We start from the raw sequence: 26738 nt of genomic DNA on the forward strand, positions 1-26738 counted from the left end.
TAGCCTAGGGAAGGGTCGGAAATCTCGCAACCCGCCAGGTCGCCGCGGAACGAGCGCTACGGCGGCAATCTCGCAGCGCCGTGCGGTCGAAATCGCTTGGCCCGAGCGCAGGGGTGGGTTAAGTTGGGGCGGCCCGCTTCCGCCTAGGAGAACCCAGCTTGCCGAGCCTCATCGCCGCCGCACCTGCGCGCCACGCCGGCATGGGCTGGTTCGATTACGCACTCGTGCTCGTTTATCTCTTGTTCACCGCGGGCATCGTGTGGTGGTCGTCGCGCAGGGAAGCGAACACCGAGCAATTCTTTCTCGGCGGACGTCGAATGCCGTGGTTCGCCGTCGGGCTGAGCATCATGGCGACGCTCCTCTCGACGATCACCTATCTCGGCATGCCCGGCGAGTTCATCAAGCACGGCATCACGGCGATGGCGCAATACATCGCCTATCCGCTCGTCGTGCCGGTCGTGTTCTGTTTGTTCGTGCCGTTCTTCATGCGGCTCCGGCTGACGAGCGTCTACGAATATCTTGAGCGCCGCTTCAACTCGCCGACGCGCATCCTCGGCGGCACGCTGTTCTTCTTTTTGAAGATCGGCTGGATCGCGCTGGTGATGTATAGCGCCGCGCTCGCGCTCGAAATGATGGCGCATGCCGACGTGCGTAATATGCTCACGCCGCTCGGCCTCGCAGACCACGGGCTGTACGTGATGATCTTCGCGCTCGGCCTCACGGCGACCAGCTACGCTTTCTTCGGCGGCATGCGGGCCGTCGTCTGGACCGACGTCTTGCAGGCCGTGATGCTCTTCGGGGGCGCGCTCGTCATCATCATCTACGTGATGGCGACGACCGGCGAAGGAATTTCCGTTTGGTGGGACGCCGTCGCAAGCCAACGGACCTCGCGCGCGAAGCCGATCCTCTTCGACGTCAACCCCACGACGCGCCTCACCGTGTTCACCGTGATTCTCAACGGCTTCTTTTGGGCCATGTGTACCCACGGCTCCGATCAAGTCGTGCTGCAACGCTACTTCACGACCACTTCGATTCGCGCCGCGCGCAATAGCTTCCTCATCAACATCGCGGCGCAGGTTTTGATCGGCGTCCTCTTAGCGCTCGCCGGCCTGGCGCTACTTTATTTCTATCTCGTCAACCCGCAGAATCTCGGCGACGGGCTCTCCGTTAAGTCGTCGACCGATAAGATCATGCCGTATTTCTATGCCCATCAGTTGCCGCTCGGCTTCGGCGGCTTGATCCTCGCCAACTTCCTGTGCGACGCCATGCAAACGCTCGTCTCGGGCGTGAACAGTATGACGGCCGTCGCGTCGAACGATCTGTTTCGCGGCGACGGCTCGAAGCGGAGCGCCGCGGAAGCCGATCGCCGGCAACTGGTCGTGGCCCGCGCGATGACGCTCGGCATCGGACTCTTCTGCACTTGCCTCGCGGCCGGCACCGCTTGGCTCGCCCAGCGCGACGACCACGGCATCTACGAACTCCTGCCCCGCACGTTCAATATGTTTCTCGGGCCGTTGGCGTCGTTGTTCTTCGTCGGCATGTTCATCCCGCGCGCCACGGCCCGCAGCGTGTTGCCGGCGGCCGCGCTCGCGCTGTTCGTCTCCGTTTCTTGGACGTGGTGGAAGCAGCTCTACGGCATCGACCATCAGTGGTATATCGATCTGTTCCGCAACCCGGAGACGCCGGACGTTCTGCCGGGCCCGCCGTCGATCATGTGGTCGATCTTCGTGCCGTGCAGCGTCGGCTTCTTCACCAGCGCAATACTTTCTAGAATCGTCGACAAAAACGAAGACCACCCCGGCCGCGCCTATAGCTGGCAAGAAATCATGAAACGCCCGCCCCCACAAGAAGACCGCAGTTAGCTTTTATTCCTGACCACCGACCCCTGACCCCTTCCTCCCATGCCCAACGCTCTCATCGCCGCTCGCAACCGCATTCTCCCCGCTCTCGTCACGCCGCTCACCGATTCGGGCGCGCTCGATGAGGCGAGCCTCGAACGATTGATCGACCATCTCTATTCGAGCGGCATGGGTGGGCTCTACGTTACCGGCAGCACGGGGGAAGGAATCTATCTCGACGGCGCGATCCGTCGCCGCGTGGTCGAGATCGCCGTGGCCCATTCGCGCGGGCACGGGCAGGTGCTCGTCCATGTCGGCTCCATCTCGGCGATGCAGGCCTTCGAGTTGGCGAAGCACGCGGCTTCGGCAGGGGCCGACGGTGTGAGCAGCATCCCGCCGTTCGTCGGAGGCTATTCACCGGCCGAAACGCTCGACTATTACCGCGCGCTCGTCGCCGCGAGCCCGTTGCCGGTCGTCGGCTATTACATTCCGCAGCTGACGGGCCAGGCCTGGCCGATCGAACGGGTCGTGGAATTGATGTCGCTCGACGGCATGGCCGGCTTCAAGTTCACGCACTCCGATCTTTACGTGCTGGAGCGCGTGATGCAGCATGTCGGGCCGGCGAAGATCGTGTACTTCGGCACCGATGAAATGCTCTGCCACGGCCTCGCGATCGGGGCCCACGGCGGCATCGGCACCACCTACAACTTCATGCCGAAACTGATTCTCGAAGTCGCCACGCTTTCGGCCGAACGCCGCTGGGACGAGGCCCGAGAAGTGCAAAAGAAGGTGAACGAGATCGTGGAAGTGCTGCTGACTTTCCACGGCATCGCAGCGACGAAACAGATCTTAGTCTGGCAAGGCCACATCGCCGAACCCAGATGCGCTCCGCCCAGAGCTTCGCTCAACGCAGAACAACAACAGACGCTAAGAGCCAAGCTGATGAATACGGCGATCGCGGAGACGCTTATCAAAGAATGACGAATATCGAAGGAGGCGATGCCATGCTCCGCGTCTTTTTTCGCCTGCTGATCGCCGGCGATCTTCTCGGTATTGTGTTGGCGATTGCGATTTGGATTGAGTCGATGTCTCCCGAGCAAGGCGCAAATATGGTCCTGATGATGCTGCCGATGATCGCCTTCCCGACGCTGTTGTGCGGGCTCGGCATTCTCTTGTTCATCTCTGCCGCGGGTGAGCGATTCGGTCGTTGGGAACGACGCTTCGGTACATTGCTTGGCGCCGCGAGTCTCATTATCTTCGGAAGCTTGTTCGCTCTTGGATGAACACACACCTCCGAGGCGAGCGGCCGGTGTGAACCGGCCGTTGGGAGTGCGCCAAGCATCGCGGCGCTGCACGCCGAAGTAGCAGGCACGTTTCACGTGCCGTCCGCCAAGCGCGACTTTGGGCAACCCTATCCGACTCCCTCACCGAACGACGCACGTGGTTGCGGCACGTGGAACGTGCCTACTACTTGAGAGAGTAGCCAAGAGAAGATCGTTCGGCAGGTTCAACGGGGGCCTCACGGCACCCCGCTCGCTTCGGAGGTCGAGCGCTCGACCATCGACATAACTTGCCCGTCGGCTCAGAGCATGATAGCATCGAATTAGCATCTAATTCCATGCGAAAGGATTTGTGCCATGCTCAATCTATCGAGCGGCATCGACTCGCTGACCAACTTCAAGCGGCAGACCGCCGAGTATCTCTCGCAACTGCACAAGACCGGCGAACCGGTAGTGCTTACCGTCAACGGCAAGGCCGAGGTCGTGGTCCAAGACGCCCAGGCATATCAAAAACTGGTCGAAGCGGCAGCCAAGGCCGATCGCGAGGAAACCGTTGCAGCGATCCGTGCCGGACTCGCGGATGTCGCAGCGAAGCGAACGAAGCCGGCCCGCGCCGCTTTGAAGGCGTTGGCTAAGAAGTACGGCATCCCCACAACCGGCGCTTAACGTGAAGAAGTATCACGTCCGGCTTACTGGCCTCCGAGGCGAGCGGCCGGTGTGAACCGGCCGTTGGGAGTGCGCCAAGCATCGCGGCGCCGCATGCCGAAGTAGCAGGCACGTTCCACGTGCCGTCCGCCACTTGCGATCCCAAGTAACGCGACACGACGCACGTGGTCGCGGCACGTGGAACGTGCCTACTACTTGAGAGAGCGGTCGAGAGAAGATCGTTCGGCAGGTTCAACGGGGGCCTCACGGCACCCCGCTCGCCTCGGAGCCGAGCGCTTGTCCCCATCTGACCCCCGACCCCTGACCTCCGACCCCTTCCTCACTTCACCTCAACCACATCCACCTGCACGAACTGGCCGTTGAACGGCAGGGGGGCCGGGGCCACATCCGGCACCACGAGCTTCTTGAAGTTGGCGATCATCTTGCCGTTTTGGCCGTCGCCGTGAAACGTGATCGTCGCGCCCCCTTCGATCTCGATCGTTTGCGTGTAGTCGATCGTAAAAATCTGATGGCCGACTTTATCTTGCCGGTTGAGGAAGTAGTGCGACTCCGGCGAGGAGACGCTGATTTGATAAACGTTGTACGTGGCGTTGTTCTTCTCGCCGCCGATGTAGAAATAGTCGCCGACTTGCTTGCCCCCCTTATACATCATCGGCTCGACGACGCCACGGAACCGGAGCGTCACTTGATAGCGCTTCCCCTTCTCGCCGCCGAAGGTCTTCTTCACCGTGAAGTTGTCGGTCTTCATCGGGTCGCCCGTTACGATCGCCGAGGTGCCGGTCGCCCCTTCCTTCGGATTCTCGGGCATCGCTTCCTTCATCGGAAACTCGAAGCGATAGCCGTTGATCGAAGCACCCGGATTGTCCCCCTCGGCGGCGCGGGCTGCGCTGAAAGACGGAACGACGAACATACCGAGCACGAGACCGGTGAGTGCGAGGAGGGAGCGATTCATGGTTAGGGCCGTTGGTTGGATTACGTTTGGTGGGCGGAAGCGGCGACGTCGCGATTCTAGCAGGTAGTTGCGGCTCGCACAGCATGCGGAACCGGCGGCAGGCATGGCAACCGCGCCGCTCGCCGATTACGATGGCGCGGAGTAGAGAGTGCGTAGAGTTCGTCGCGAAGGAGAATCGAAATCATGCCGCGCCGCATCCCGTATTTCCAGATCGCGCCCGACGCCGTCAAGATCCTCGCCGCGGCGAAGCCCTATCTCGAAGCCTCGGGCATCGACGCGCGTCTTAAGGCCTTGGTCGAGTTGCGCGTGTCGCAGATCAACGGCTGTGCCTTCTGCGTCGATATGCACTCGCGCGAGGCGCGGCAAGCCGGCGAAACGCAGCAAAGGCTCGATTGCCTCCCGGTCTGGCGCGAGACCTCGTTCTACGACGACCGCGAACGGGCCGCGCTCGCCTGGGCCGAATCCGTGACGAACGTCTCGACGACCGGCGTGCCCGACGCCGTGTATGACGAAGCGCAGCGGCACTTCGCCGATAAAGACCTCGTCGACCTCACGCTCGTCGTCGCGTTGATGAACGCGTGGAATCGGATGGCGATCAGCTTCCGCCAAGGCCCCGCGAAGCGAGCCGAGATGTAGAGCCCGCGCGCGGCGATCGTCACTTCGCGCCGAGAGATCACTTCACGTCAAGAGTTTACTTCGTACCGGGAAACGGCTCGCTGTGCAGATCGCCGGTTCGGCCGAAGTATTGCACGCGTCGGCCCGCGATCTGCACGAAGTACCCGACGCAGCCGGCCGCGGTCGTGAGCCGGACGAACTTGGGATACATGATCTCGCCGCGCTGCGCCTTGCGAATCGCCGCTTCGACGGCTTGCGGTGCGAACGCCTCGGCGATCGCCGGCTGCTCGCCGTGCGCTATCGAGACGACGAGCGAGTCGCCGTCGGGCAGGTAAAACGTATTCTCCTGCCGGCTGTAATCGGCGTGATACCGCTCGACGCCGATCTGCATGAGCCGCCCGACGACCTCACCGAACGAGATGGTGCCCGCGAGCGAGGCAGCGACGCACTCACGGATTACGGCCTGTTGCGTATCGTTCAACTCTCACTCTCCTTAGTGATAAAATCGGCAAACGAACTCATTGAGGCATTAACCCCGCTTCCGCCCCAGCGGTGATTCGCCGAGCGTGAGGCGGGTTTGTAGTTCGGCGGCGCGGCGTTCGAGGCCGGCGAGGTCGTCGATCGTCCGGCGGATCTCGCGGCATTCCGTTTCGGCCGGGGCGAACAACCGTGCGACGGCGGCCGGCCCTTCGCGGCGAGCGCGGAACGCCGCGATCTCGCGACCGATCCCGCGCTTCAAGCGCGATGTGAACAACCAGAGCAGCAGGCCGCACCAACCGACGAGCACGACGCCGGCCGCTAAGAAAAACTCGAAGCCGTAGAGCGGCCGGGGCGTCGCACCGCTTAACTCGACTGCGAGCCAGGAGTCGTAGAGGAAGTTTTTCAGAAAGCGAAACACAAGCGCTCCGACCACCGCGACGAGCAACACCTCGTAGCAGAATCGAACGAACCAGCCGGCTCTTTCTCGGGCCAGTCGATCGACCGAAGCTTGCAGATCGGCCGCGGCCGCTTCGACGAATTCGCGCGCCGCGCCGGCCGCTTGCAGCGAGACGTCGGCGAACTTCGTGCCGCGCCGATCGATGCCTGCCTCGCCTGCATAGCCGTCGACGATGATCGACGCCGTGCGCAGATCGCTTTCGCTCCAAGCTTGCGCGGCGGCGCGCGTCGAGGCGGTTTCCTGATCGCGGCGATCACGAAACTGCTTGAGCCGGCGCGTCCCCTCGAACATCCCCCAGAGCGCCAGTTGCGAAGGACTGCGCACGCGCGACAGGCCGTAGCCCGAGACGAGCGTGCCGAGCGCTTGGTAGCCGCGCAGCAAACAAGCGAACGGACTGAAACCCCAGCGCACGGCCACGGCATCGACCAGTCGGTCTTCCCACAAACGACGACTATTCTCGAGCTCTCCGCACACGCGCTCGACGAGCACGACGGAAAGTTTGGTCCGCTGTTCGAGAATGGCCGCTTCGAGCGGCGCGAGGGGCGCGGTGGCGGCGTTGAGCCGCTTGCGGCAGGCGGCGACCGTCTCTTGCACGAGGTCGAGAAAGTTGGCGCGGCGAATCCGAGCCGCGGCGCTGCCGGCAAGTTGCCGAGTAAGAAAATCGACGAGCCGTCCGAACTCGCCGTGCGGGGCGTTGCCCGCCTTGGCTTCGGCAAGCGCCGCCGGGCCGTCGACGAAGAACATCTCGCCGGTCGCGAAGTCGTCGGCCAAGACGCGCCGCCAATCTTCGCGCAGGTCGTCGTCTTGGTCGGCATGGGTCTGCACGAAGATGAGCCTGGCGCCGGATGCCGCCGCGGCGAGCTCGGCCGAGACGCGCGCGCTGCGATACTTCTGTTGCGTCGTCACGACGAGCAGCACATCGCAATGCGGAAGCAACTCGCGCAGCCGCGCCAGGTTCGTGCCGCCGGCGGTGTCGTCCTCGGCGGTCGTGTCGGGGTCGGGGCAATCGATCACGACCAACTCGCGCAACAGCGGCAGGTCGCGCCGCACGACGTTCACCGTTTCCGGCGCGATGCCGAACGTCTCCGGACCCAAGCCGGGACGGCAAATAAATACCGGCAACTTCGTCGTCGGCCGAAGTCGACCGGCCGGGCTCACGTCGTCGCCGACCAGCGCATCGACCAGCGTGCTCTTGCCGACGCCGGTGCCGCCGAGCGTAGCGACGACGAGCGGCGCTTCGATCCGCACGCGCAACGTCGCCGTCCGTTGCAGCAGGCGCTCGATCAGCGCTTCGCAAGCCTGCGCCGCGGGCCAAGCGAGCTTCGCGCCGTTCCACTGTTTGAGTTCTCGCACGAGCGCGTCGATCTCGGCGAGTAGTTCGAGATGTTCGAATTCATGCGACATAGGTCCATCATAACCTAAAGTAGCAGGCACGTTCCACGTGCCGTAGCCACAAGCGTCGTTCCCTAACGAAGCCGCATGGCGCTCGTAAGTCTTGTAGGCGGACGGCACGTGGAACGTGCCTGCTACTTTAGCGAACGGAAAACTTCGCCGCCGCGACGCCGCTTTCCCCCGGGTATACACCCGGGGCTATTTGGCTTACGCTGGAAGTATCCTTTTCTCTTCCGTTCGTGAGTCAGATGCCGTGCCGGCGAAATCCAACGATCGCAACTTTCACGTCGATGAAACCGAGGTCGGCAAGACGCTCGCGGCGATGCTCCGCATTCGTCTGCCGGGGACTTCTTGGTCGGAAGTGCAACGCTTGGTACGCAAGCGGCATGTGATGATCAACGGCAATCTCTGTTGCGACGAAGGGCGGCGGTTGAAGAGCGCCGAGGTCGTGAAACTGCTCGAGCATCCGACCGCGCCGCCGGCGCGCGAGGAAGACGTGCGCATTCGCTACGTCGATCAATATCTCGTCGTCGTCGAGAAGCCGGCCGGGCTCACTTCGGTGCGGCACGAGGAAGAGCGGCAGTGGAAGGCCGAGCGCAAGAACGCGCAGCCGACACTTGAAGACTTGCTGCCGCGCATCTTAGCGAAGCGCGAAAAAGGGGGGGACAAACGGCCCCTCAAGAATCGTTCGCAACACACGCAGCCGCGCACTCCGCCGATGCGACCGGTCCATCGGCTCGATCGCGAGACGAGTGGGCTGATGGTTTTCGCGCGCACCGTGCCCGCCGAGCGCGAACTCGGCCGGCAGTTTCGCGAACACACGACCTATCGCCGCTACATCGCCGTGGCCGAAGGAGACGTTGCCGAGCAAACGATCGAATCGCGACTGATTCGCGATCGGGGCGACGGTCGACGCGGCAGCACGAACGACGCGACGCTCGGCAAGCGCGCGATCACGCATGTCGTTCCGCTGGAGAAGATCGGCGATTATACGGTCGTACAATGTCGGCTCGAGACCGGCCGGACGCATCAGATTCGGATCCATTTCGCGGAGTCGGGCCATCCGCTTTGCGGCGAGAAGGTGTATCGCCAACCCCTCTTCAAGAAGCCGCTTCCCGATCACAGCGGCGCTCCCCGTACGGCCCTGCATGCCGCCGAGCTCGGGTTCACGCATCCGATCTCCGGCGAAGAGATGAAGTTTTCGATGCCGCTGCCGGACGACTTGAAGAAGTTTATGGAACGGTTGCGGAAGTTGCCGGCTCGGAAGAGTTCCGACGGCAAGGAAGTACGCAACGCTCGCGAACCCGCAAGCGAGGAACGGTCTGCTGCGCCGCCGCCGGATGCTTCCGCTACGGATGATGCCGCTTCGTGAGGTGAGAGAAATCTTTCGATGACGACGCGTGCCGATCTACCTCTGGCCGGTTTGAAGGTGCTTGATCTTTCGCGCATCTTGGCGGGTCCGATGTGTGCGCAGATTCTCGCCGATCTCGGCGCCGATGTGGTGAAGATCGAACGGCCACAGAGCGGCGACGACACGCGCCAATGGGGCCCGCCGTTTCTCGCAGCCGATGCCGAGGGGAAGCCCGGCCCGAGCGCTTATTATCTGTCGTGCAATCGCGGGAAGCGTTCGATGGCGCTCGACCTGAGCAAGCCCGAGGCGCGCGAAGTGCTCGACGACCTGCTGCGCACGGCCGATGTGATGCTTGAGAACTTCTTGCCTGAGACCCTCGCGAAACTCGGACTCACCCCCGAGCGGCTCCGGACGCTCAACCCCCGGCTGGTAAGTTGCTCGATTTCGGGCTATGGGCGAACCGGCCCGAACGCCGATCTGCCGGGCTACGATCTCGCGATCCAGGCCGCTTCCGGTTTGATGTCGATCACGGGGGAGCGTGACCGCGCGCCGATGAAGGTCGGCGTGGCGATCAGCGACGTCGTCACGGGGTTGTATGCCGCAGTGAGTGTGTTGGCGGGGTTGATCGGTCGGGGCGGGGCAGGGGAGGGGCGGCAGTTCGACGTCGCGCTGGCCGATTGCACGTTGGCCGCACTGGTGAACGTGGCGCAAAGCACGCTCGCAACGGGCCGCAGACCTGCGCGCTACGGCAACGCGCATCCTCAGATCGTGCCGTACGAGTCGTTCGCGACGGCCGATGGGCATCTCGTGTTGGCGATCGGCGCCGATCGACAATGGGTTCGATTTTGTCAGGCGATCGAGAAGCCGGTGTGGAGCGACCACGCGCGGTTTCGGACCAATCCCGATCGCGTGGCGGCGCGCGAGGTGCTTGTGCCGCTCGTGGCCGAGGAGATGCTACGGCGCACGACGGCCGAATGGGAAACGCTGCTCACCGCGGCCGACGTGCCGCACGCGCGGATCGCGCATGTCGACGAGGCGCTTGCCTCGAAACAAACCGAAGCGCGCGGCATGGTGCGCGAGGTGGTCGACGATGCCGGTCGAACGGTGCGCTTGTTGGGGAATCCGATTCATTGGCCGGAGCGACCCGACCCGGCGGACGATGCCCCGTCGAAAGCGATGCCGCCGGGGCTCGGCGCGCATACTGACGAAGTGCTCCGTCATTGGCTAGACTATGCAGACGACCGCTTGCTCGAACTACGCCGTGCCGGAGTGATTGCCTGAGATGACTCGGATCGACGCTGACCAAGACCCTGAAGAGCCGGACGTCGCTCCGTATCAGCCGCAGCTGATCTCCGGCAAGTGGGTGATGATCGTCGTCGCCGCGGTCAGCTTTTTCGGTGCCGCTTTCGGTTGGCTCTGGATCTACGATGCGCAGCGCCGCCCGCGCGATTTCTGGGGCCCCAGGTCGTGGAAGTTGATGGGGCTTGCGCCGGTCGTTCGGGCCCGCTCGCTGATGCCCGAACTCCCCGCTGCCGACGGCAAGCCGCACCCCGATGATTACGACGGGCTCGTCGTCGTGCATTACGATCCGGGCGAGGCGGCGCGCTTCGTCGTCGAGCAAGAGAAGCGCGTCGAGAACGAGCCGGGACTTTCGATCGCGACGCAAAGCGCGTCGTTGCGCGAGGCCCTGACGAATCATCGGAGCTACAATTGGGACTCGAAAGCGGCGGCGCTTCAGCGGCCGAAATGGCGCTACGCGCTCCTCTTCTCCGAACGAACCGAAGCCGAGGTCGCGAAGCCCGAGGAGCTGACTTCGGGCAAGCCGCTCGGGAACCCGACGGCGACGTTGCTCTTCGATGCCGATTGCCGTTTCGTGCGCTTGCCGTTGGTCGACAAGGCGATCTCGCTGCAGCCTTCCATCGCCGAGCAATTTCGGAAGTTCTTCCGGACGCAGTTTCCGGAAGGGGACGCGAAACCGCAAGCGATAGGCACGGCGGTGCCTGCTGCAACGCCTGCCATGTCTGTCGGCACCGGTAGTTAGACGGCGTTAGTTAGCTTGCATTCCAGGCTAACGCTTCGGCGAGCCGTTTCGGCGCGGTGCGGAAGAGCTTCACGTATTCGTCGTGCGTCGGCTTGAGGCGCACATGGGCCTTCGCACCGTGGTTAAGTGCGATATCGGCGAGCTTGTGCCGCATGAACGGATTGCGCAAGCGATCGAACGTCTGATCGGCGAACTCGGCGACGTCGTCGACCCGATACGCGATCGTCGGCACGATCTCTTCGTAGAGCAAGCCACGAACCCAGCGCGTGGCGACGGCGTTGCGGAGCACGTCTTGTACGGTCTCGAAACCGGCCGGCAAGAACTTGGCGACCATCGCCGAGTGGAGCCCGTTGAGAATGCGAACCTTGCGCAAGTAGAACGGCGTGAGGTCGTCGACGATGCGAATCGCCGGATGCGCGAACAGCGGCGCTTCACGCCCCGCCGGCTTCTCGATCGCCCAGAGCGTATAAGGCTCGGCCGAGGTGAAGAGCGGGTCTTGCTTCGTAAGGGGATGATCGGCCGGCGGCGGCGTGACCATGCAGTCGACCAAGTTGTTGAGCCACAAGCAGCGACGGAGCCAAGCGTGAAACTCGCCGGGCAAGCGAAGCCGCTCGGCTTGCGTTGCGACGAGCTCGGAAAGCTTCGCGGCGTTGCGCTCGATCAGCTCGCAGGGGATGATCGTGAGAGGTTCGAGCCCTGCCCGAAAGCGGCTCCAGAGAACTTGCGTGAGTTTGCCGGGCAGCGTTTTCGGCACGGTGGTCTTCCGCTGCGCCACAGCCTCGCCGGCCGCATCGGCTTGCGCAGCCTCGCCGGAATCGGCATCGTCGAGCACGTAGCCGGCTTCGGTGGCGTTGCTCACGATGAACTTCAATTCAGGTGATCGGGCGACCTCGAGCACGGCCGGCCACGACTCGGAGGCGACCAGCGCTCGGCTGACGCTGCGCACCGTTTCGACTCGGTCGACCACTTCGCCGGCCTCGTAGCCGCGCACGACGACATGAAAGCCGCCGGAACCGGAACTCAACAACTCGGCGCGGCTGCCGGGAGTCGATTGCACGACGACGACCGAACCGACGCCGAGCCCGGCATCGTTGGCGTGTTGTACGAAGCGATCGACGAAAGCGCGGAGGAAACGGCCGGCGCCGAATTGCAGAATGGTTTCCATCGTGATGTGTCTCGGTGTCTCTCTAGGTGGGTGCGTCGTTCAATTCGGTTAACTGTCTTCGGAGTTGTCGTCGAAGTCATCGGCGTCGAAGCTGCCGCCGTCGTCGGAGTCGTCATCATCGTCGTCGTCCGGAGCATGATCTTGCTTCGCGCGTCGGGCTCGTTCTTGGAGATAACCTTGGGTCGTGCGGCGGATGATCGTCGTCGAAACGTATGCTCCGACACCTACTACGAGGGGATAGAGGACGAAGAAAATCAGTTGCTCCATCGCGTTTGCCGGCCAACGGCCGCGCAGCAACTCGCCGAGGAACTGCAACAAGAGAACGCCGCAACAGATCGCCAGCGGAAGAAATAAGAACCAAACCCCGAGCACGACGATCAAACTGCGCGGCGCTTCTTGCACTTTGCGGTATGTCCAACCGGAAGTCTTGATCGTATCGAACGCATCGTTCACGGCATGGGCCGTGATGGGTGCGCCGCACGCAACGCAGTAGTTCTTATGCGGACTATTCACCCACCCGCAACTGAGGCAAACGACCTCGTTATCTTTCGGCGGCGGAGAAGGCATGCGTCGATGAACCCGACAAAACTCGGCGGACGGAGACGGAACTCAAGCACCGAGTATATCGTGAGGTCGGCTCGGCTGCGCGCTCCGAAAAGCGTAGGCCGTCGTCGCTTTTAGTACGCGTGTCGGCTGCGGAAGCCGCGGGTGATCGTCAGCGCGAGGATCTTGAGATCGAGCCAGAACGACCAATGGGCGATGTAATAGAGATCGCATTCGAGCCGTTTGCGTAGCGAGGTGTTGCCGCGCCAGCCGTTCACTTGGGCCCAACCGGTCATGCCGCACTTCACGCGCTGCCGTTGATAGTAGCTCGGGAGTTGCCGTCGGAAGCGTTCGACGAAGACCTCGCGCTCCGGCCGCGGCCCGACGAGGCTCATCTCACCGGCCAAGACGTTGAACAGTTGCGGAAGTTCGTCGAGGCTCCAGCGCCGCATGAATCGGCCGAGCGGCGTGCAACGATCGTCGTCGCGGGCCGTCCAGACCGGACCGGTTTTCCGTTCGGCATCGGCGCGCATGCTCCGAAACTTGAGCATGAAGAACGGTTTGCCGCCGAGGCCCGAGCGCTGTTGATGAAAGAAGACCGGCCCGCGACTCGAAAGCTTCACGGCCGCGGCGAGTGCGACCATCAGCGGCGAGAGGGCGACGAGGGCCGCCGTGCCGACCAGGAGATCAAGCGTGCGCTTGGCAAGCGAGCCGACGCCGATGTGCGGGTCGCTGCGGAGCGCGATGAACGAAAGATTGTCGACCTCGAGCGTGGCGAGCTGCATGCCAGCCATGTTGGGGCGGTCGGGCACAAGTTGCACTTCGACGAGCAGCTCGTCGAGCTGACGATAGACGCGCGGCAATTCGCCGTAGCGCGCCAAGGGAAGCGCGACGAAGACGTGGTCGGCATCCGTTTGCGCGACGACTTCGGCCAGTCGATCGATCGAGCCGAGGCGCGGGAGCGAGGTCGGCTCGCGCATCGGGCGGTCGTCGACGAAGCCGACCGCTTCCAGGCCGGTCCAGCCGTTACGCGCGATCGTCTCGGCAACCAAGCGGCCGGTTCGTCCGCAGCCGACGATCACGGCGCGGCTATGGTTGAGCCCGCGGCGGCGCAAATACTTGATGGTTCGCCACACGACGCGCCGGGCCAGCGAGAGCCCGACGAAATTCAAGATGAGGAACAGGCCGAAGGCGAGGCGCGATTCGTAGACGTCGCGCCGATAGAAGACGACGGCGGTCGCCAAGAGCAACATGAGGAAACAGGCTTTGCAGATATCGCCGGCCTCGCGCGGAAGCTCGCGCATGCGGTGGACGACATAGAGCCCGCTGAAGCGATAAGCGGCGGCTGCCGACAGTAGGACGAGCGGCAAGGCCTGCGCCATTTGCGGGATGCTCGGCACCCCCTCGGGCGCAGGCCAGCAGGCGAAGCGAATCGCATACGACACGAACCACGCCACGGCCGTGACCACGAGATCGCAGCCGAGAAACACCATCGCGAGCTTGTCGCCGTGCCGCCGATACATAGCAGGTCGCACTCCCGAAGCGGGTTGAGGGGCGGACTTGTATCAAAACGACTTGCGCGGGGTCAAGACGACTACGACGCGGCGTTAGATGCCGCCTCGCGAACCTCTTTGCGGAAGCGTGCTTGCTCTCGATACCCGACGGGACCTATGATCGAAGCCATGAACGAGCGCGACCCTCAACCGAACGATGCAACTCCGACCGAGCGCAAGCGTCCGCGCGTCTTCGTGCTGGGGGCGGGGAAGAAGGCGTCGATCGCGGCAGGTGCCGAGCGATTGCGCGAAGTCGTCGAGCGGCATACCGAAGTCGTGTTGTGGGACCTCGCGTTTCAAGCCGATCTGTCGAAGATCGAAGCCGAATGGGCGATCGTGTTCGGCGGCGACGGCTCGATCTTACGCGCCGCTTATCAGATGGGCTACCGGCAGTTTCCGATGCTCGGGGTGAACCTCGGCAAGCTCGGGTTCTTGGCCGACCTTGCGCCGAACGACTTGCCGGCAACGCTGCCGCGCCTTTGTAGCGGCGAGTTTCGCGTCGGCAAACATTTGATGTTCGAATGCACGCTCTTTCGCGACGACCGAGAAGTTTGGACCGAGCTGGGCTTGAACGAAACGGCCGTCGTCGCCGGGCCGCCGTTCGTCATCGTCGACATTCATCTCTACGTTGACGCGGAAATGGTGACGACCTATAGTTGCGACGGTTTGATCGTCAGTACGCCGGTCGGTTCGACGGCGCATAGTTTGTCGGCGGGCGGACCGATCTTGCGCAAAGATTTGAGCGCGTTCGTCATCTCGCCGATCAGTCCGCACACGCTCACGATGCGCCCGGTCGTCGACTCCGCCGATCGGACCTACGAACTGATCGTGCCGGAGCCGAACTCGGAGATGCATGTCGTGATCGATGGTCGCGACAAAGGATTGCTGGAGCCGGGAGATCGGCTGCGAATTCGGCGCGCGGAGCCTTGCTGCTTGTTGATCGAGCCGCCGGGCAACAGCTATTACCGAACATTGCGAGAAAAGCTCGGCTGGGGCGGACGCTTCCTGCCGAGCTCGGGATAGATTCAGAGAGCGGGATAGATCAAGAGAGATGGTCGACGCCGAGCAGGATGGCTCGGAGCAGAAACCGTATCGGGCGAAACGATACCACTCGAAAGGATGCGAGATGGCGACGAACGAATCAGCGGCGCGAACGCTTCGCGCAGCGTCCCGCAAAAATACGGTGCTTGGCATACTTACGGCGCTCAGCCTAGCATCGGCGATCGTCACGGCCGACGCTCAGCAACGCTCGAACCGCCGCACCACGACGACACCTGCCGCAGCGAAGCCGGCCGCTAAGCCTGCGACTCCGAAGCCCGCGCCGACAGCGAAGCCGGCCCCGGTTGCGAAAAAGCCACCGGTCGCCGCACCGTCCGTGCCTGCCCCTCTGCCGCCGGAGCCGAAGCGCGAGGTAGAAGAGAAGCTGAAGCCGATGAAGAGCGTCGAGCCTGCGGAACCGGCCCTGCTCGCGCCTCCCGCGGCGAAGCCCGAGGTTCCCACGACGGCTCCCCTTTCCGCCAACGCACCGACTGCCGTTGTACCTCAGGCTGCCGCACCGAAGCCCGTTGCGCCGCTTCCGCGCACGACGGAGCTGTTCGCGCCGCCGCCGATCGACGGCGTGACCGATAAGAACGAAAAGTATTTGTTGCGGTATCAATTCTCGGCCGGCGAAACGGTGCGCTGGGAAGTCGAACACAAAGCCAAGATCGCGACGACCGTCGAAGGGACTTCGCAAACGGCCGAGACTCTGACCCGCTCGGTGAAGGCGTGGAAAGTCGTCGGCACGCAGCCCGGCGGCGAGACGACGTTCATCCACGCGGTCGAGAGCATCGACATGCGGCAAAAGCTCACCGGTCGACAAGAGACCCACTACAACAGCCAAACCGACAAAGACGTGCCGCCGATGTTTAAGCAGGCGGCCACGCAAGTCGGCATCCCGCTCGCCGAGCTCACGATCGACACGCGCGGCAAAGTGCTTAAGCGCGTCGACGGCAAGACGCGCCCGGAAGGGGCCGTGATGACGGACATCACTCTCGTGCTGCCCGACAAGCCGCTCGGGATCGGCGAAAGCTGGTCGACGCCGATCGACATGACGGCGACCGACAAAGCCGAGGCGACGAAGATCATCAAGGCCCGCCGCAAGCTCACGCTCGAAAGCGTGGCGAACAACATCGCCGTGCTGAAGCATGAGACGCAGATTCTCTCGCCGCTCAACGATCCGGCGATCGAAGCGCAGGTCGTGCAGTCGGAACAGTCCGGCACGGTTCGCTTCGATCTGGCGCGCGGACGGATCTTGTCGATCCAGATGACGAACGATCGCGAAGTGTTCGGCTTTCAAGGAGACGCGAGCGTGATGCACGTCGAAGCGGCGTTCAGCGAACGCCTTTCGGACGCCGCCGCACCCGCCCCGGCGAAAGCCGTGCAGGCTCCGACGCCGGACGACAAAACCGCCGTCCGGCCCGAGCCGACGACGGTGAAATAGCCGCCGCGAACGGCGATCTCACGCCGAGCGCGTTGGCGAACATGTCGGCAAGCGTGGCCGGCGAGAGGTGGTTAAGTAGTTGTTTTGCAATGGTTTACGGACGGCGAGTCCGCGGAGTCGTCGATCCGGAAGTCGGTCCCCTGGCCGAACTCACCCCTGTTTGTTTAAGATGAGTCGTTTACGTCGTATCGGCAGCGGCATTCTCTGAGCATCACGTCTCCGAGCGAAGTCAGCCGCGTCGGCGATTACCGAAACAATACGTTTACGTCCCCCGCTCGCACCGGCGATGTCGGTCAAGGCGAGCCCCGAGGAGTTTGGGTCATGGCGAAGAGCAAGAAGAAGGTCGAAGTCATTCATCTCGTTTGCGAAGAGACGGGCGATTACAACTACACGATGCGTCGTAAGAGCGGCGGCGAGAAGTTGAAGCTCTTGAAGTATTCGCCGCGCCTCCGCAAGCGCACGCTGCACGTCGAGAAGAAGAAGTAACGCGAGCGATCCGAGAGACGATACCGAACGACGGATCGCCATGCCGAAACTTTGGCGCATTCAACCCTACGATGCCTCCCGAATCGCCGCGCTCGGCAAAGCGACGGGAGTTTCCCCGGTCGTCGCGCAGTTGCTGATGGCCCGCGGCATCGTCGAGCAGGTCGCCGTGCGCGACTTCCTCGAATGCAAGCTCGCGAACTTGCGCGATCCCGCGCTGCTGCCCGGCGTGAAAGAAGCGGCGGCTTGCCTCATGTCCGCCGTGCGCGAGCGCCGCAAGATCACGGTCTACGGCGACTACGACGTCGACGGCATGACCGCCGTCGCGCTGTTGTTGCAATGTCTTCGGCTGCTCGGCGCCGAGGCCAATTTCTATGTCCCGCGCCGCATCGAAGAAGGCTACGGACTCAACGCCGAGGCTTTGCGCACCCTGGCCGAAGCGGGAACGAAAGTCGTCGTCACGGTCGACTGCGGCATCTCCGGCGTCGCCGAGTCGCACGTGGCACGCGAGCTCGGGCTCGAGCTCATCATCACCGATCATCATGAGTTCGCCGCCGAGTTGCCGGTTGCCACGGCGATCGTGCATCCTCGTTTGCCCGGCACGAGCTATCCGTTCGCCGGCCTTAGCGGAGCGGGCGTGGCGCTGAAAGTGGCGTGGGAGTTGTGTCGCCAAGCGGACGGCGCGACGAAGGTGAGCCCACGGATGCGCGACTTCTTGATGACCGCCGTCGGCATGGCGGCGCTCGGCACCGTTGCCGACGTCGTACCGTTGACGGACGAGAATCGTATTCTCGTGCAGCATGGACTCGCGAGCTTAAAGGAACGACCGACCGTCGGGCTCGAAGCGTTGTTGCGCGTCACGGAATTGTCGAAGAAAGAGAAGCTCGATTCGGAAGACGTAGCGTTTATGTTGGCCCCGCGCCTGAACGCGGCCGGTCGGCTCGGGCAGGCCGAGCTCGGCGTCGAACTTTTGACGACGACGAGCCCCGAGCGAGCCCAAGCCTTGGCCGAGTACGTGCATGAATTGAATGCCAATCGCCAAAGCTTGGAGCGCAGCATCTACATCACTGCGCACAAGCAGATCACGGAGAAGTTCGACGTTGAAAACGATGCCGCGTTCGTCGTTGCCGATGCCGATTGGCATCCCGGCGTGATCGGCATCGTCGCCGGTCGATTGGCGGAGAAGTTTCATCGACCGGTCGTCGTCATCGCGCTGGACAAGCTGGGAGTGAAGCCCGGCACCGGTTCGGCGCGCAGCGTAGTCGGTCTTGAATTGCATCGAGCGCTCGAGGCGTGCAGCCACCACTTGGTCGGCCACGGCGGCCATGCGGCGGCGGCCGGCTTGAAGATCGAAGAACGGAAGCTCGATGATTTCCGCGCCGACTTCTGCGAGTTCGTCGCCGCGGAACTCTCGACGGCCAACCGCACGGCCGAGCTCGTGATCGACGCCGAAGTTCCGCTCTCGGCACTCACGCTCGAAGCGCTCACGCAAATGGAACGCTTGGCACCGTTCGGACAAGCGAACCCGCGTCCGACGTTTTGCGCCGTCGGGCTCACGCTCGACGAACCGCCGAAGAAGATCGGCGGCGGAGGACGCCACCTGGCGCTGAAGCTCACGCAACATCGCAACTCGATGCGCGGCGTCTCGTTCGGCAACGGCGAATGGGCCGAAGAGCTCGAGCAGGTCGAGGGCCCGATCGACGTGGCGTTCCGTCCGGTGGTGAATGAGTTCCGTGGTCGTCGCAACATCGAATTGCAAGTGGTCGATTGGCGCGTCTCGACCCCGGCACCGGTCTGAGCCGTCGAGCGGGCGCGAAACGGTGACGCGATTGCGCTTCACGGCGGCTTACGTTTCGCAGTGATCTTCCGTAGTGAAACATCGCCGAGGCTCGTGCGGAATCGAACGCACGAATCATGTGAAACCGCGTGTTTTAGGGGCCGAAGTTGACGTTGACCGCGACAAGCCGCCGACTAGAATAACGGCTTCTCGGAAACCTTGCGGATTCCGGCGACAGGGTACTTCAGCCTTGGTAGTCGTTTCAAGAACGACGGCCGACGTCGATTCCGCAAGCTCTCCACCGCCGGCAGAAACCCGAACGCCGGCGTGAACCGTTCGCACACAGAGACGCCGCTCGGGGCGTAGCTCAGCCTGGCTAGAGCGCTACGTTCGGGACGTAGAGGTCGCATGTTCAAATCATGTCGCCCCGACTTAACCTCAAGATATGACAGACGTTGCACTTATCGCAACGGCTTGGACCTCGCACGGCACGTTACTCCGCTAGAACAAAACGTGGATCATCCACGCTTGGGCTTAGCATCGGAGTTTTCACAGTGCCGAAACTCGTCAATCGCACCCCGAAGTATTCTCGTCATCGCCGCTCGGGGCAGGCGTTCGTCCGCTTGGAAGGCAAGCAGGTCCAGCTAGGGCCGTGGAGCAACGACCCCAACGCACCTAGCCGGCACGCCTACAATAAAATCGTGGGCGAATGGATCGTGAATGGTCGCATGGTCCCGAGGACCGCCACGGGTTCGCAGCCGCTCACCATCAACGAGTGCATCCTTCGGTACTCGACCTGGGCGGAAGCCTACTACGAAGGCCGTACCGATTCGATCAAGGTGGCATGCCGGTTCCTTCGCAAGACATACGGCACGACGTCCGCTCAAGAGTTCGGGCCGCTGGCCCTGCAAGTCGTCATCGCCAAGATGGTCGAGCAGGATCTATCCCGCGGCTACGTCTGCGACCTCATCGGCAGGATGAAGCGTTTCTTTCGGTGGTGTACCGCACAGCAGTTGATCACGGCCTCGGTCATCGCCTCGCTGGAATGCGTCAGTTCGCCTAGGAAGGGCAAGGGCGAAGCTAGGGAGACTTTACCCGTCGTGCCCGTAGACGATGCCATAGTCGACGCTACGCTGCCTCACGTGCCCCCGACGATCGGCGACATGATTCGGCTACAGCGGCTCTGTGGGATGCGGCCGGGTGAGCTATGCCAGCTTCGCCCGTGCGACGTCAACCGCGTCGGCGATGTGTGGAGTTATCGACCCGAACACCACAAGACCGAGCATCGCGGCCGTGATCGTCGCATCGCCATCGGGCCGCTGGGCCAAGCGATCCTCGCCCCGTATCTGGATCGAGATCCTGACGCCTACTGCTTCGTGCCGTGCGAAGTCGTCGCTGCGATCAATGCCGAGAAGCGAAAGAATCCCGATCTCGCTAAGCGTCGTCGCGTACGCAAGCCACGACGGCTTCCCGGCCAAGCCTACACGGAAGACAGTTTCCGCAGGGCGGTGGCAAGGGGTTGCGAAGAAGCCTTCGGGATGCCCGACGAACTTCGCTTGGCTTCGTCGGCATACTCGCGAGCGGTCAAGCTCCGAAAGGAAAACGGCACGGCCATTCCCGCGGCGCTCCAATCGATCGAGGACGCACGCCGGGAAGCTGCCCGTGATTGGCGTGAGCGGTTCGTGTGGTCGCCGAATCAACTTCGCCACAGTGCCGCTACGTCGATCCGAGCGAAGTTCGGGCTAGAGGCCGCGGCCAACGTGCTCGGTCATGCACGGGCTGACGTTACGCAGGTCTACGCCGAACGCGATTGGAAAACCGCCGAGCGTGTTGCTCGTGAAGTCGGGTAAAGAAAAAACCCATCGGCATGAAATTGAGAAAACATGCCGGTGGGTCGGGTGTTGCGGCTTTGCGGTCCCTGGATGTGGGCAAGGGCCGCACCCTTCAACACCCGAATACTAACAGCAGGGCACCCGTTGCGAGTTCTCATCGAAGCGGACTTGATTTTTATTTGATCGATGATGATGATGCTCCAGTCCCTCACGCAGCGTAAAGACTGCCGAGTGCGACCGAACCCGAGGTAACATTATGCGTTGCGATTCCACAACGGGCACTGAGCCCGGTCACGTTGGCAAATCTCCAAGCTTTGATCCGGGTAGCCGGGGAGCAAGGTTTTTGCGGCAGTCCTCGGGCTGCTCTTTAACAGCGTGTCCGGGCTCGGTGCCGTTTTTATGCGCAAGCATGGAAGGACCGCATCATGTCTGTCGTCTCGAAAAAAACTCGCCGCGTTCGGAAGCCTAAGGCAACGATCCGAACCACTGTCAGTTTCGTCGTCTCCGCGAGTCTAATGGACGGAAAGTTGGAAGTCGCCCACGTAACTATGGACGAAAGTGGGGCACACTCCTACGCCTACGGATTCAATGATTACAGGCATCGCGGCACGGCTCGCGTCGTGACGGTCGATATCGACCTGCCATTGCCGATCGAGCCGCACGTCGTGACGGCCTCGCCTGCTTTGCGGCGAGAGATCCGAAAGGCGGTGGGCGTATGAGCACTTCCACAAAGAACGTCAGTCGACCGCGGATCACGGACATTGAAGAGGTTTCGTCGCGTGACCTTCGGGAGATGGCCGATGAGATGGCAATCATTGCACGCCAGTTAAACTCGCTCGCGATGTCGATGGAACATCACGGCATCCAGTCGGTGATGTCCCGCGGGATGGAAGCATATCGCCGGCTCCATGCCTATTCGTTTCAGGCCGCGTCACACGTGCAATCCAATGTCGAAGCCGCGATGCCGTTTCCGCAGAAGCACGCTTTCAAGGACTATGAATGTTACGAAGAACTCAGGCTGCCGCGCACCGGGACGATCGAGGCCAATGTGTTCTTGGCGATCGACGTGAACCACGAAACGGGCGAGAGTGCGTTGATCGGAATCGCTGCCGATGAGGTAACGGCTCGTCGATTTTCGGCGTTTCGATTCAGGTATCGAGACCAAACGACGCCGGTGATCGTGTCGACGACGATCAAGGTTCCTTGCCGTTCAATCCCCGTTCACGCCCCGTGCACGGAAATCAAGGCTAAGGCCAGCGGCTCTCGCATTCTTGAACTGGGGTAAATCTGTTTGATTGCTCCCCATCGCGTGGTACAAAGTTGGGGCGGTCGTCGATCACTTCGGCCGCTCCAACTACCACGGAGCCGACATGAACGCAGAGCAGCGTATTAACGAACTGGAATCGACGTACAGGAAACTAAAGAACGAACTCGCCGAGTTGAAAGCGAAGTTGATCGAAAAGAATCTGATCGACACTCCGCCACCAGAGAAGCCATTTGATGTGAAGGAATTCATTGGGAAGGCCAGCGACGAATTGCCCAATGCTTACGCACGCGCCGAAGCGATTGTCGAAGAGATGAACCGAAAAGAGCAACCATGACATTCGACCTTTACGGCAAGCACATGATTTACGGGCTCGTGGCCCTGCATCCCGACGGCCGGCAAGAACTAGTGTCATGTCACAACTATCGTCGGCAGGCCGAGAATCGGCCGAAGGCTCTTGCTCGGGACGAAGAGTATGCAGACTGTAAGTTTTTCATCATTCGCCGCTCCGTGAACTTCACGATTCCGCCCAAACACTTACGCCATGAGGTTTCGCCGAACGTCTATGTCAGTTCCAGGCTCGTACTCCGTGAAGAGGCCGAACGCTTCGGCCTGAGTAAACACCCTACCGACGATTGACGGCCGATTGTGTCCGCGCGGACACCGGGCCGCAGCAAGCCCGGCAGGATGGGCAATCAGATTGATGCCGTTGCACTCTAGAAAAGCTCCGTCATCGTAAGCCTGGAAAACTAGGGGACTGCCATTTCAGGTTGTGCTAATTTATCACAACCTATTTTGACAGATGGCAAAGCAATGGACTGAAAATCCATGCGCAAGCGCCCCGTCCGATTGAGCGATCGCTCTCGGGAAATCCCGTAACACGTCGAACGACGGGACCTCGCACCGACGAATCTCGGCCAATACTGAGTCCAGCAGGTGCTAGAGCGGTTCGCTACCGCCCTGGCTCAATCGCATCGGTGAATGGTGGGCTACTCCTTCCCATCGTCCACCGATGCGGCCTGCCCTATGGAGTATCCAATTGAGCAGCGAACCAAACAAGCCCCAGCCGCCGAGAATCCTCGGAAACATGACGGTCGCCGAATGGGCGGCGAAGAAGACGCCGAAGATCGAGTACCTCGTTAAGGGCGTCGTGCCGGCCGGACTTCATGGCATCATGTCCGCTCCCGAGAAGTCGCTGAAAACGCACCTATCGCTAGACCTAGTAGTCAGCATGGCGACGGCCACGCCGTTTCTCGATCGATTCAAGGTGCCTAAGCCAGTCAGGGCCGGCTATGTATCGAACGAGTCGGACGAGCCCAAAGTGAGAGAGGCTTTCGATCGCATCACCGCTCACCACGGCACGACGGTCCATGAGCTAAAGAATACGTTCCTCGACTTCAATCCGATATTCCTTCCGCGGAACATCTCCGAAGTTGAGTTGTTCATCACTGAGAACCGGTTGCAGTTTCTTGTGCTCGATCCGACTTCCAAGATCCTATGCGAGTCGTCCGAGAACTCAACCAATCAGATGGGCATGTATCACAACCTAGGCCCGATCTCCGACGTCGGGCAGAAGACCGGTTGCTCGATCATGCTCGTCAACCATAGCGTTAAGGTGCGGCACAAATCGAAAGGCCCATACTCCCCGCCCGAGCGCAGTGAAATTTCCGGTGCCGGGTTCGCCGGCTGGATGCGTTGGTGGATCTTGCTTCATCCGCGGCAACCGTTCAACGGCTTGACCGGCGAGCATCGACTCTGGATGCGTGCCGAAGGTAGCTCCGGGCACTCTCGCAGTTGGGCTATCGACGTTTCCGAAGGCCCGGCGATCGAAGGCGACGACGATGATGATGGAGTCGGCGCGGGCCGAACGCACTGGATGCCGACCAAGGTAGTCGACGAGAGCGAAGTGCATGCCTTCACCAAGCCTAGGACTACCCCGCTGAAGAAAGACAAGACCGCTGAACGCAGGGCGGAGATTACGCGAGTCCTTAGTGACTCGGCCGCAAAGACGCGTAACGCAATCTCTACCTCGCTGAACATGGGCGGTGGGCTTTGCAGTGAAGTCATTGAGGGGATGATCTCCGCCGGCTTGCTTGAAGAATGCCCAATACCAGGATCGAAAAAGAGCGGCGTCCGGCTCATGCCCAGTGCTGCGAATGAAACCAGACAATCGGACAAAGCCGCGTAATTGTCTGGTTTGTCGGGTTTGTCCGAGTCCTACATGCCTTAGCAAATCAGACAAATCGGACAATCGGACAAACACTCTATAGAGAGTGTTGTCCTGTCTGTCTGGTTTGAGGCGTTGACTCCATCCCATATTGAAGTCAGACAAGCCGCTGAATGGGTTGAAGGCCTGCCACGCTTGAAAAGGTGGCGACGGTCTCCCTGCTTCCGACCGAAGCGAGTGCGTCATGCAAGGTGACGACGACCCAACGAAAACCATTTTCGACATCAGCGGCAAATTTCGGACGACTTAGGACCTCGCAAAACGATTTCGTAGGCGAGTATCTGAGCATCGGGTGATGAATCTTCCCCGACGGTCAAGAGAGACGAAACTTGCAACTCAACGAAGGTAGACCCATGACGAATTTAGAACGTGTTCGCGCTCGGCGATTTTCGGTCCAAGAGGCAGCCGAGTTTGTCGGCGTGCAAAAGCAGACGATCTATCGTTGGCATCGGCTGGGAATCAACTCTCACCGCTTGACGCTGTTCAAGGTCGGATGCCGCACTTATGTCAGCGAGCAAGATTTGGAAAACTTCATGGCCCTGACGTCGGGCATGAAAGACGACACGCACGGACCTGCGACGATTGTCCGTGCGGAATCGCAAATGGAGAAGGCCGCAAAGCTCGCTGATGGAAAACTGGCAGCGGCCGGCTATTGATTGAGTGCAACGTGCTTCGGCACGACGCGATAGGCCAGGCGGCTAGCCCGGCGTCGTAAGCGGAAGTCGTGATGTATGCGGTCCCTCGGGACGTCGGCTATCACGGTGAAGGCTTTCGACGTCGGGTGATCCTCCGGCCAGGATGCAAGAGCGCCGCCTGGAAGTGTCGCTCTTAAAAAAATGTTCACGGAAGAACTGAATGTCCAAATACAACTGGGGTCCGGGCTACTCGACGCGAGACATGCAAGCCGGTCGTCGCGTCATTACCGACAGCGGGCCGGCACGAGATCCGATCAAGCCCACTATGATTCGCGCGGTCTCCAAGCGAGCGCCCAACGTGCCGAGCAATCCGGCTCGCGACGAAGAGGGAGACGAGGGGGATGATTTCGTAGAGCGTGCCATGCACGGCGATCTCAGTCGCCCTCGCAACCCGGCTGACGGAAGTGAAGATCACGTTCGGCCCGCTCCACGGTGGGATTCTCGCGGCCTGCCTCCGGGCGATGCGATCGATCGTCGGTATCTCGGGCAGTTGCAAGAAGCACACCAGCAAGACCAGGAGGCTCGCGAGAAGCGGCACGTCAGTATCGTGTTCGGCGAACCGTCGCGCAATGAGTCGCGTGACATGGCTGCCGATTGGGTTCGGGCCGTTCTCACAGACAAGAACCAGCCGCACCGCCATGCGACGCACGAATTCAACAAGCGAGCGTTGAGCACGGCGGTTCCTGCGGACGGCGGGTACATGATTCCGCCCGGCTATGTCGCAATGTTGGTGCGAGACCCAGCACCGTTCACGTCGCTCGACAAAATGGCGACTCGAATTCCAGTGGAGCAAAATATCGGAGTCGTACCTACGCTGGTTGCAAAACCGCAGATCTCGTATGGCACGGAACTTGAGGCGCTCACCGCTACCGACATCGAACTCGGGCAGGCGTCGTACTCACTTAAGCCTCGGGGCTCATACATCCCGATGACGATGCAGGTCATTCAGGACTCGTCTCCGGCCCTGCTCTCGACCGTCGAAACGCTCATCATGGAGGCGCTGATCGAGGAGCGAGACCGTAGTGCCGCCTACGGTAGTGGGTCGGGGCAGCCCACGGGACTGTATCAAAGTTCGGGCATCACGGACGTTGCCGGCATTACGGCGATCAACTGGGCGAATCTGAATAAGATGTTCTGGAAGGTGGACTCGCGTCATCACCAAGATCCGAGCCTCTGTTGGACGGCAAACCAGAACGTCATTTCGGCGATCGACGGAATGGTCGACAACCAGGGCCGGCCGCTTCTCAAAGAGAACCCGCGGGAAGGTTCGCCGCTGCTCTTGTTCGGCAAACCGATCGTGATCTCTCCGGCGTTCCCGAATACCTATATCGGTTTTGGTTGCGTCCGGTACTACCACATCTTCGACCGCGGAATCCTGGTACTCGATTCGTCGAACTCCGCCGGGGCCGAGACGTGGCTGAAGCAACAGCTACTCGTTCGCATCTCCGAACGAACTGATGCAAAGTACATCGGGCCGCCGACGTCGACCGCCTTCGTGCGATCGAAGATCCTCGCAGGCATCACCTAAGAGAACCGAATCCGATGTTCGCCGGTCGTGCGCTAAGGGATTTCCGCACGGCCGGCGGGCTCGGTTTATCTGAGGTACGAATGGCGGCCCGGGTGAAACACGGAGCAAGACGAGACC

The 26738-nt window shown here is 61.8% G+C and carries 25 protein-coding genes, 1 tRNA gene and 1 pseudogene; 21 read left to right on the forward strand and 6 right to left on the reverse strand.

The annotated features are described in order from the left end of the window. Nucleotides 1-158 precede the first annotated feature (158 nt). The 4 genes from K8U03_16330 (at nt 159) to K8U03_16345 (ending at nt 3784) form a co-directional block, all read left to right on the forward strand. Entirely contained in the window at nt 159-1862 is a 1704-nt protein-coding gene (locus tag K8U03_16330; protein ID MCE9606463.1) for a sodium/solute symporter, read from the forward strand. Between the two features lie 39 nt (nt 1863-1901). Next, on the forward strand, nt 1902-2819 hold the full coding sequence (locus tag K8U03_16335; GenBank protein ID MCE9606464.1) for a dihydrodipicolinate synthase family protein: 918 nt from the start codon (nt 1902-1904) through the stop codon (nt 2817-2819). Beyond that, the gene (locus K8U03_16340; GenBank protein ID MCE9606465.1) at nt 2816-3121 is read left to right on the forward strand and encodes a hypothetical protein; all 306 of its coding nucleotides are present in this window, start codon (nt 2816-2818) and stop codon (nt 3119-3121) included. The genes K8U03_16335 and K8U03_16340 overlap by 4 nt, the downstream gene beginning before the upstream one ends. 354 nt (nt 3122-3475) lie before the next feature. Beyond that, nucleotides 3476-3784 (forward strand): type II toxin-antitoxin system Phd/YefM family antitoxin, encoded by a 309-nt coding sequence (locus tag K8U03_16345; protein ID MCE9606466.1) that lies wholly within the window; start codon nt 3476-3478, stop codon nt 3782-3784. 319 nt (nt 3785-4103) lie between these two features. Here K8U03_16345 and K8U03_16350 read toward each other — a convergent pair. Continuing rightward, nucleotides 4104-4637: pseudogene (locus K8U03_16350) on the reverse strand (hypothetical protein). Nucleotides 4638-4919: 282 nt separating this feature from the next. On the opposite strand from K8U03_16350, the gene K8U03_16355 reads away from it, so the two are divergent. Continuing rightward, nucleotides 4920-5372, forward strand: a complete 453-nt coding sequence (locus tag K8U03_16355) for a carboxymuconolactone decarboxylase family protein (protein ID MCE9606467.1) — start codon at nt 4920-4922, stop codon at nt 5370-5372. A 55-nt stretch (nt 5373-5427) separates the two neighbouring features. Here K8U03_16355 and K8U03_16360 read toward each other — a convergent pair whose 3' ends face one another. Together K8U03_16360 and K8U03_16365 are read right to left on the reverse strand one after the other, a co-directional pair. Further along, nucleotides 5428-5742: a DUF1398 domain-containing protein gene (locus tag K8U03_16360; protein ID MCE9606468.1), complete on the reverse strand. Its 315-nt coding sequence runs from the start codon at nt 5740-5742 to the stop codon at nt 5428-5430. Between the two features lie 138 nt (nt 5743-5880). Next, nucleotides 5881-7692, reverse strand: coding sequence for a hypothetical protein (locus K8U03_16365; protein ID MCE9606469.1), 1812 nt, complete (start codon nt 7690-7692; stop codon nt 5881-5883). 310 nt (nt 7693-8002) lie between these two features. On the opposite strand from K8U03_16365, the gene K8U03_16370 reads away from it, so the two are divergent. From K8U03_16370 to K8U03_16380, 3 genes are read left to right on the forward strand one after another with little or no spacing between them, the layout of a single operon-like run. Beyond that, a complete protein-coding gene (locus K8U03_16370) occupies nt 8003-9052 on the forward strand; it encodes an RluA family pseudouridine synthase (GenBank protein MCE9606470.1) in 1050 nt (349 codons plus the stop codon). Between the two features lie 18 nt (nt 9053-9070). Beyond that, on the forward strand, nt 9071-10312 hold the full coding sequence (locus K8U03_16375; protein MCE9606471.1) for a CoA transferase: 1242 nt from the start codon (nt 9071-9073) through the stop codon (nt 10310-10312). 1 nt (nt 10313) lies between these two features. Continuing rightward, the gene (locus tag K8U03_16380; GenBank protein ID MCE9606472.1) at nt 10314-11072 is read left to right on the forward strand and encodes a hypothetical protein; all 759 of its coding nucleotides are present in this window, start codon (nt 10314-10316) and stop codon (nt 11070-11072) included. Between the two features lie 10 nt (nt 11073-11082). Here the strand turns inward: K8U03_16380 and K8U03_16385 are convergent, their stop codons facing one another. From K8U03_16385 to K8U03_16395, 3 genes are all read right to left on the reverse strand, one after another. Next, the gene (locus tag K8U03_16385) at nt 11083-12237 is read right to left on the reverse strand and encodes an altronate dehydrogenase (protein ID MCE9606473.1); all 1155 of its coding nucleotides are present in this window, start codon (nt 12235-12237) and stop codon (nt 11083-11085) included. 48 nt (nt 12238-12285) lie between these two features. Next, nucleotides 12286-12804: a zinc finger Ran-binding domain-containing protein gene (locus K8U03_16390; protein ID MCE9606474.1), complete on the reverse strand. Its 519-nt coding sequence runs from the start codon at nt 12802-12804 to the stop codon at nt 12286-12288. Between the two features lie 110 nt (nt 12805-12914). Next, on the reverse strand, nt 12915-14303 hold the full coding sequence (locus K8U03_16395; GenBank protein MCE9606475.1) for an undecaprenyl-phosphate glucose phosphotransferase: 1389 nt from the start codon (nt 14301-14303) through the stop codon (nt 12915-12917). 159 nt (nt 14304-14462) lie between these two features. Between K8U03_16395 and K8U03_16400 the strand changes: the two genes are divergently transcribed. The 13 genes from K8U03_16400 (at nt 14463) to K8U03_16460 (ending at nt 26621) form a co-directional block, all read left to right on the forward strand. After that, nucleotides 14463-15356 (forward strand): NAD(+)/NADH kinase, encoded by an 894-nt coding sequence (locus K8U03_16400; protein ID MCE9606476.1) that lies wholly within the window; start codon nt 14463-14465, stop codon nt 15354-15356. Between the two features lie 160 nt (nt 15357-15516). After that, entirely contained in the window at nt 15517-16815 is a 1299-nt protein-coding gene (locus tag K8U03_16405; GenBank protein MCE9606477.1) for a hypothetical protein, read from the forward strand. A gap of 321 nt (nt 16816-17136) precedes the next feature. Continuing rightward, nucleotides 17137-17301, forward strand: a complete 165-nt coding sequence (rpmG, locus tag K8U03_16410; protein MCE9606478.1) for a 50S ribosomal protein L33 — start codon at nt 17137-17139, stop codon at nt 17299-17301. A 40-nt stretch (nt 17302-17341) separates the two neighbouring features. Beyond that, nucleotides 17342-19096, forward strand: a complete 1755-nt coding sequence (gene recJ, locus K8U03_16415) for a single-stranded-DNA-specific exonuclease RecJ (GenBank protein MCE9606479.1) — start codon at nt 17342-17344, stop codon at nt 19094-19096. Nucleotides 19097-19431: 335 nt separating this feature from the next. Continuing rightward, nucleotides 19432-19506, forward strand: a tRNA-Pro gene (locus K8U03_16420). A 123-nt stretch (nt 19507-19629) separates the two neighbouring features. Continuing rightward, a complete protein-coding gene (locus K8U03_16425) occupies nt 19630-20925 on the forward strand; it encodes a site-specific integrase (protein MCE9606480.1) in 1296 nt (431 codons plus the stop codon). 407 nt (nt 20926-21332) lie between these two features. Next, on the forward strand, nt 21333-21626 hold the full coding sequence (locus tag K8U03_16430; GenBank protein MCE9606481.1) for a hypothetical protein: 294 nt from the start codon (nt 21333-21335) through the stop codon (nt 21624-21626). Between the two features lie 74 nt (nt 21627-21700). Then, nucleotides 21701-22192: a hypothetical protein gene (locus tag K8U03_16435; protein MCE9606482.1), complete on the forward strand. Its 492-nt coding sequence runs from the start codon at nt 21701-21703 to the stop codon at nt 22190-22192. Between the two features lie 85 nt (nt 22193-22277). Continuing rightward, nucleotides 22278-22508, forward strand: a complete 231-nt coding sequence (locus tag K8U03_16440; GenBank protein ID MCE9606483.1) for a hypothetical protein — start codon at nt 22278-22280, stop codon at nt 22506-22508. Beyond that, complete coding sequence (locus K8U03_16445) at nt 22505-22810, forward strand: hypothetical protein (protein MCE9606484.1); 306 nt, start codon at nt 22505-22507, stop codon at nt 22808-22810. Before K8U03_16440 ends, K8U03_16445 begins: the two co-directional genes overlap by 4 nt. A 400-nt stretch (nt 22811-23210) precedes the next feature. Next, entirely contained in the window at nt 23211-24359 is a 1149-nt protein-coding gene (locus K8U03_16450) for an AAA family ATPase (GenBank protein MCE9606485.1), read from the forward strand. 392 nt (nt 24360-24751) lie between these two features. Further along, the gene (locus K8U03_16455; protein ID MCE9606486.1) at nt 24752-25054 is read left to right on the forward strand and encodes a helix-turn-helix domain-containing protein; all 303 of its coding nucleotides are present in this window, start codon (nt 24752-24754) and stop codon (nt 25052-25054) included. Nucleotides 25055-25253: 199 nt separating this feature from the next. Then, complete coding sequence (locus K8U03_16460) at nt 25254-26621, forward strand: phage major capsid protein (protein MCE9606487.1); 1368 nt, start codon at nt 25254-25256, stop codon at nt 26619-26621. The last annotated feature ends 117 nt before the right edge of the window (nt 26622-26738 follow it).

Source organism: Planctomycetia bacterium (genome assembly GCA_021413845.1).
Classification (GTDB): Bacteria; Planctomycetota; Planctomycetia; order Pirellulales; family PNKZ01; genus PNKZ01.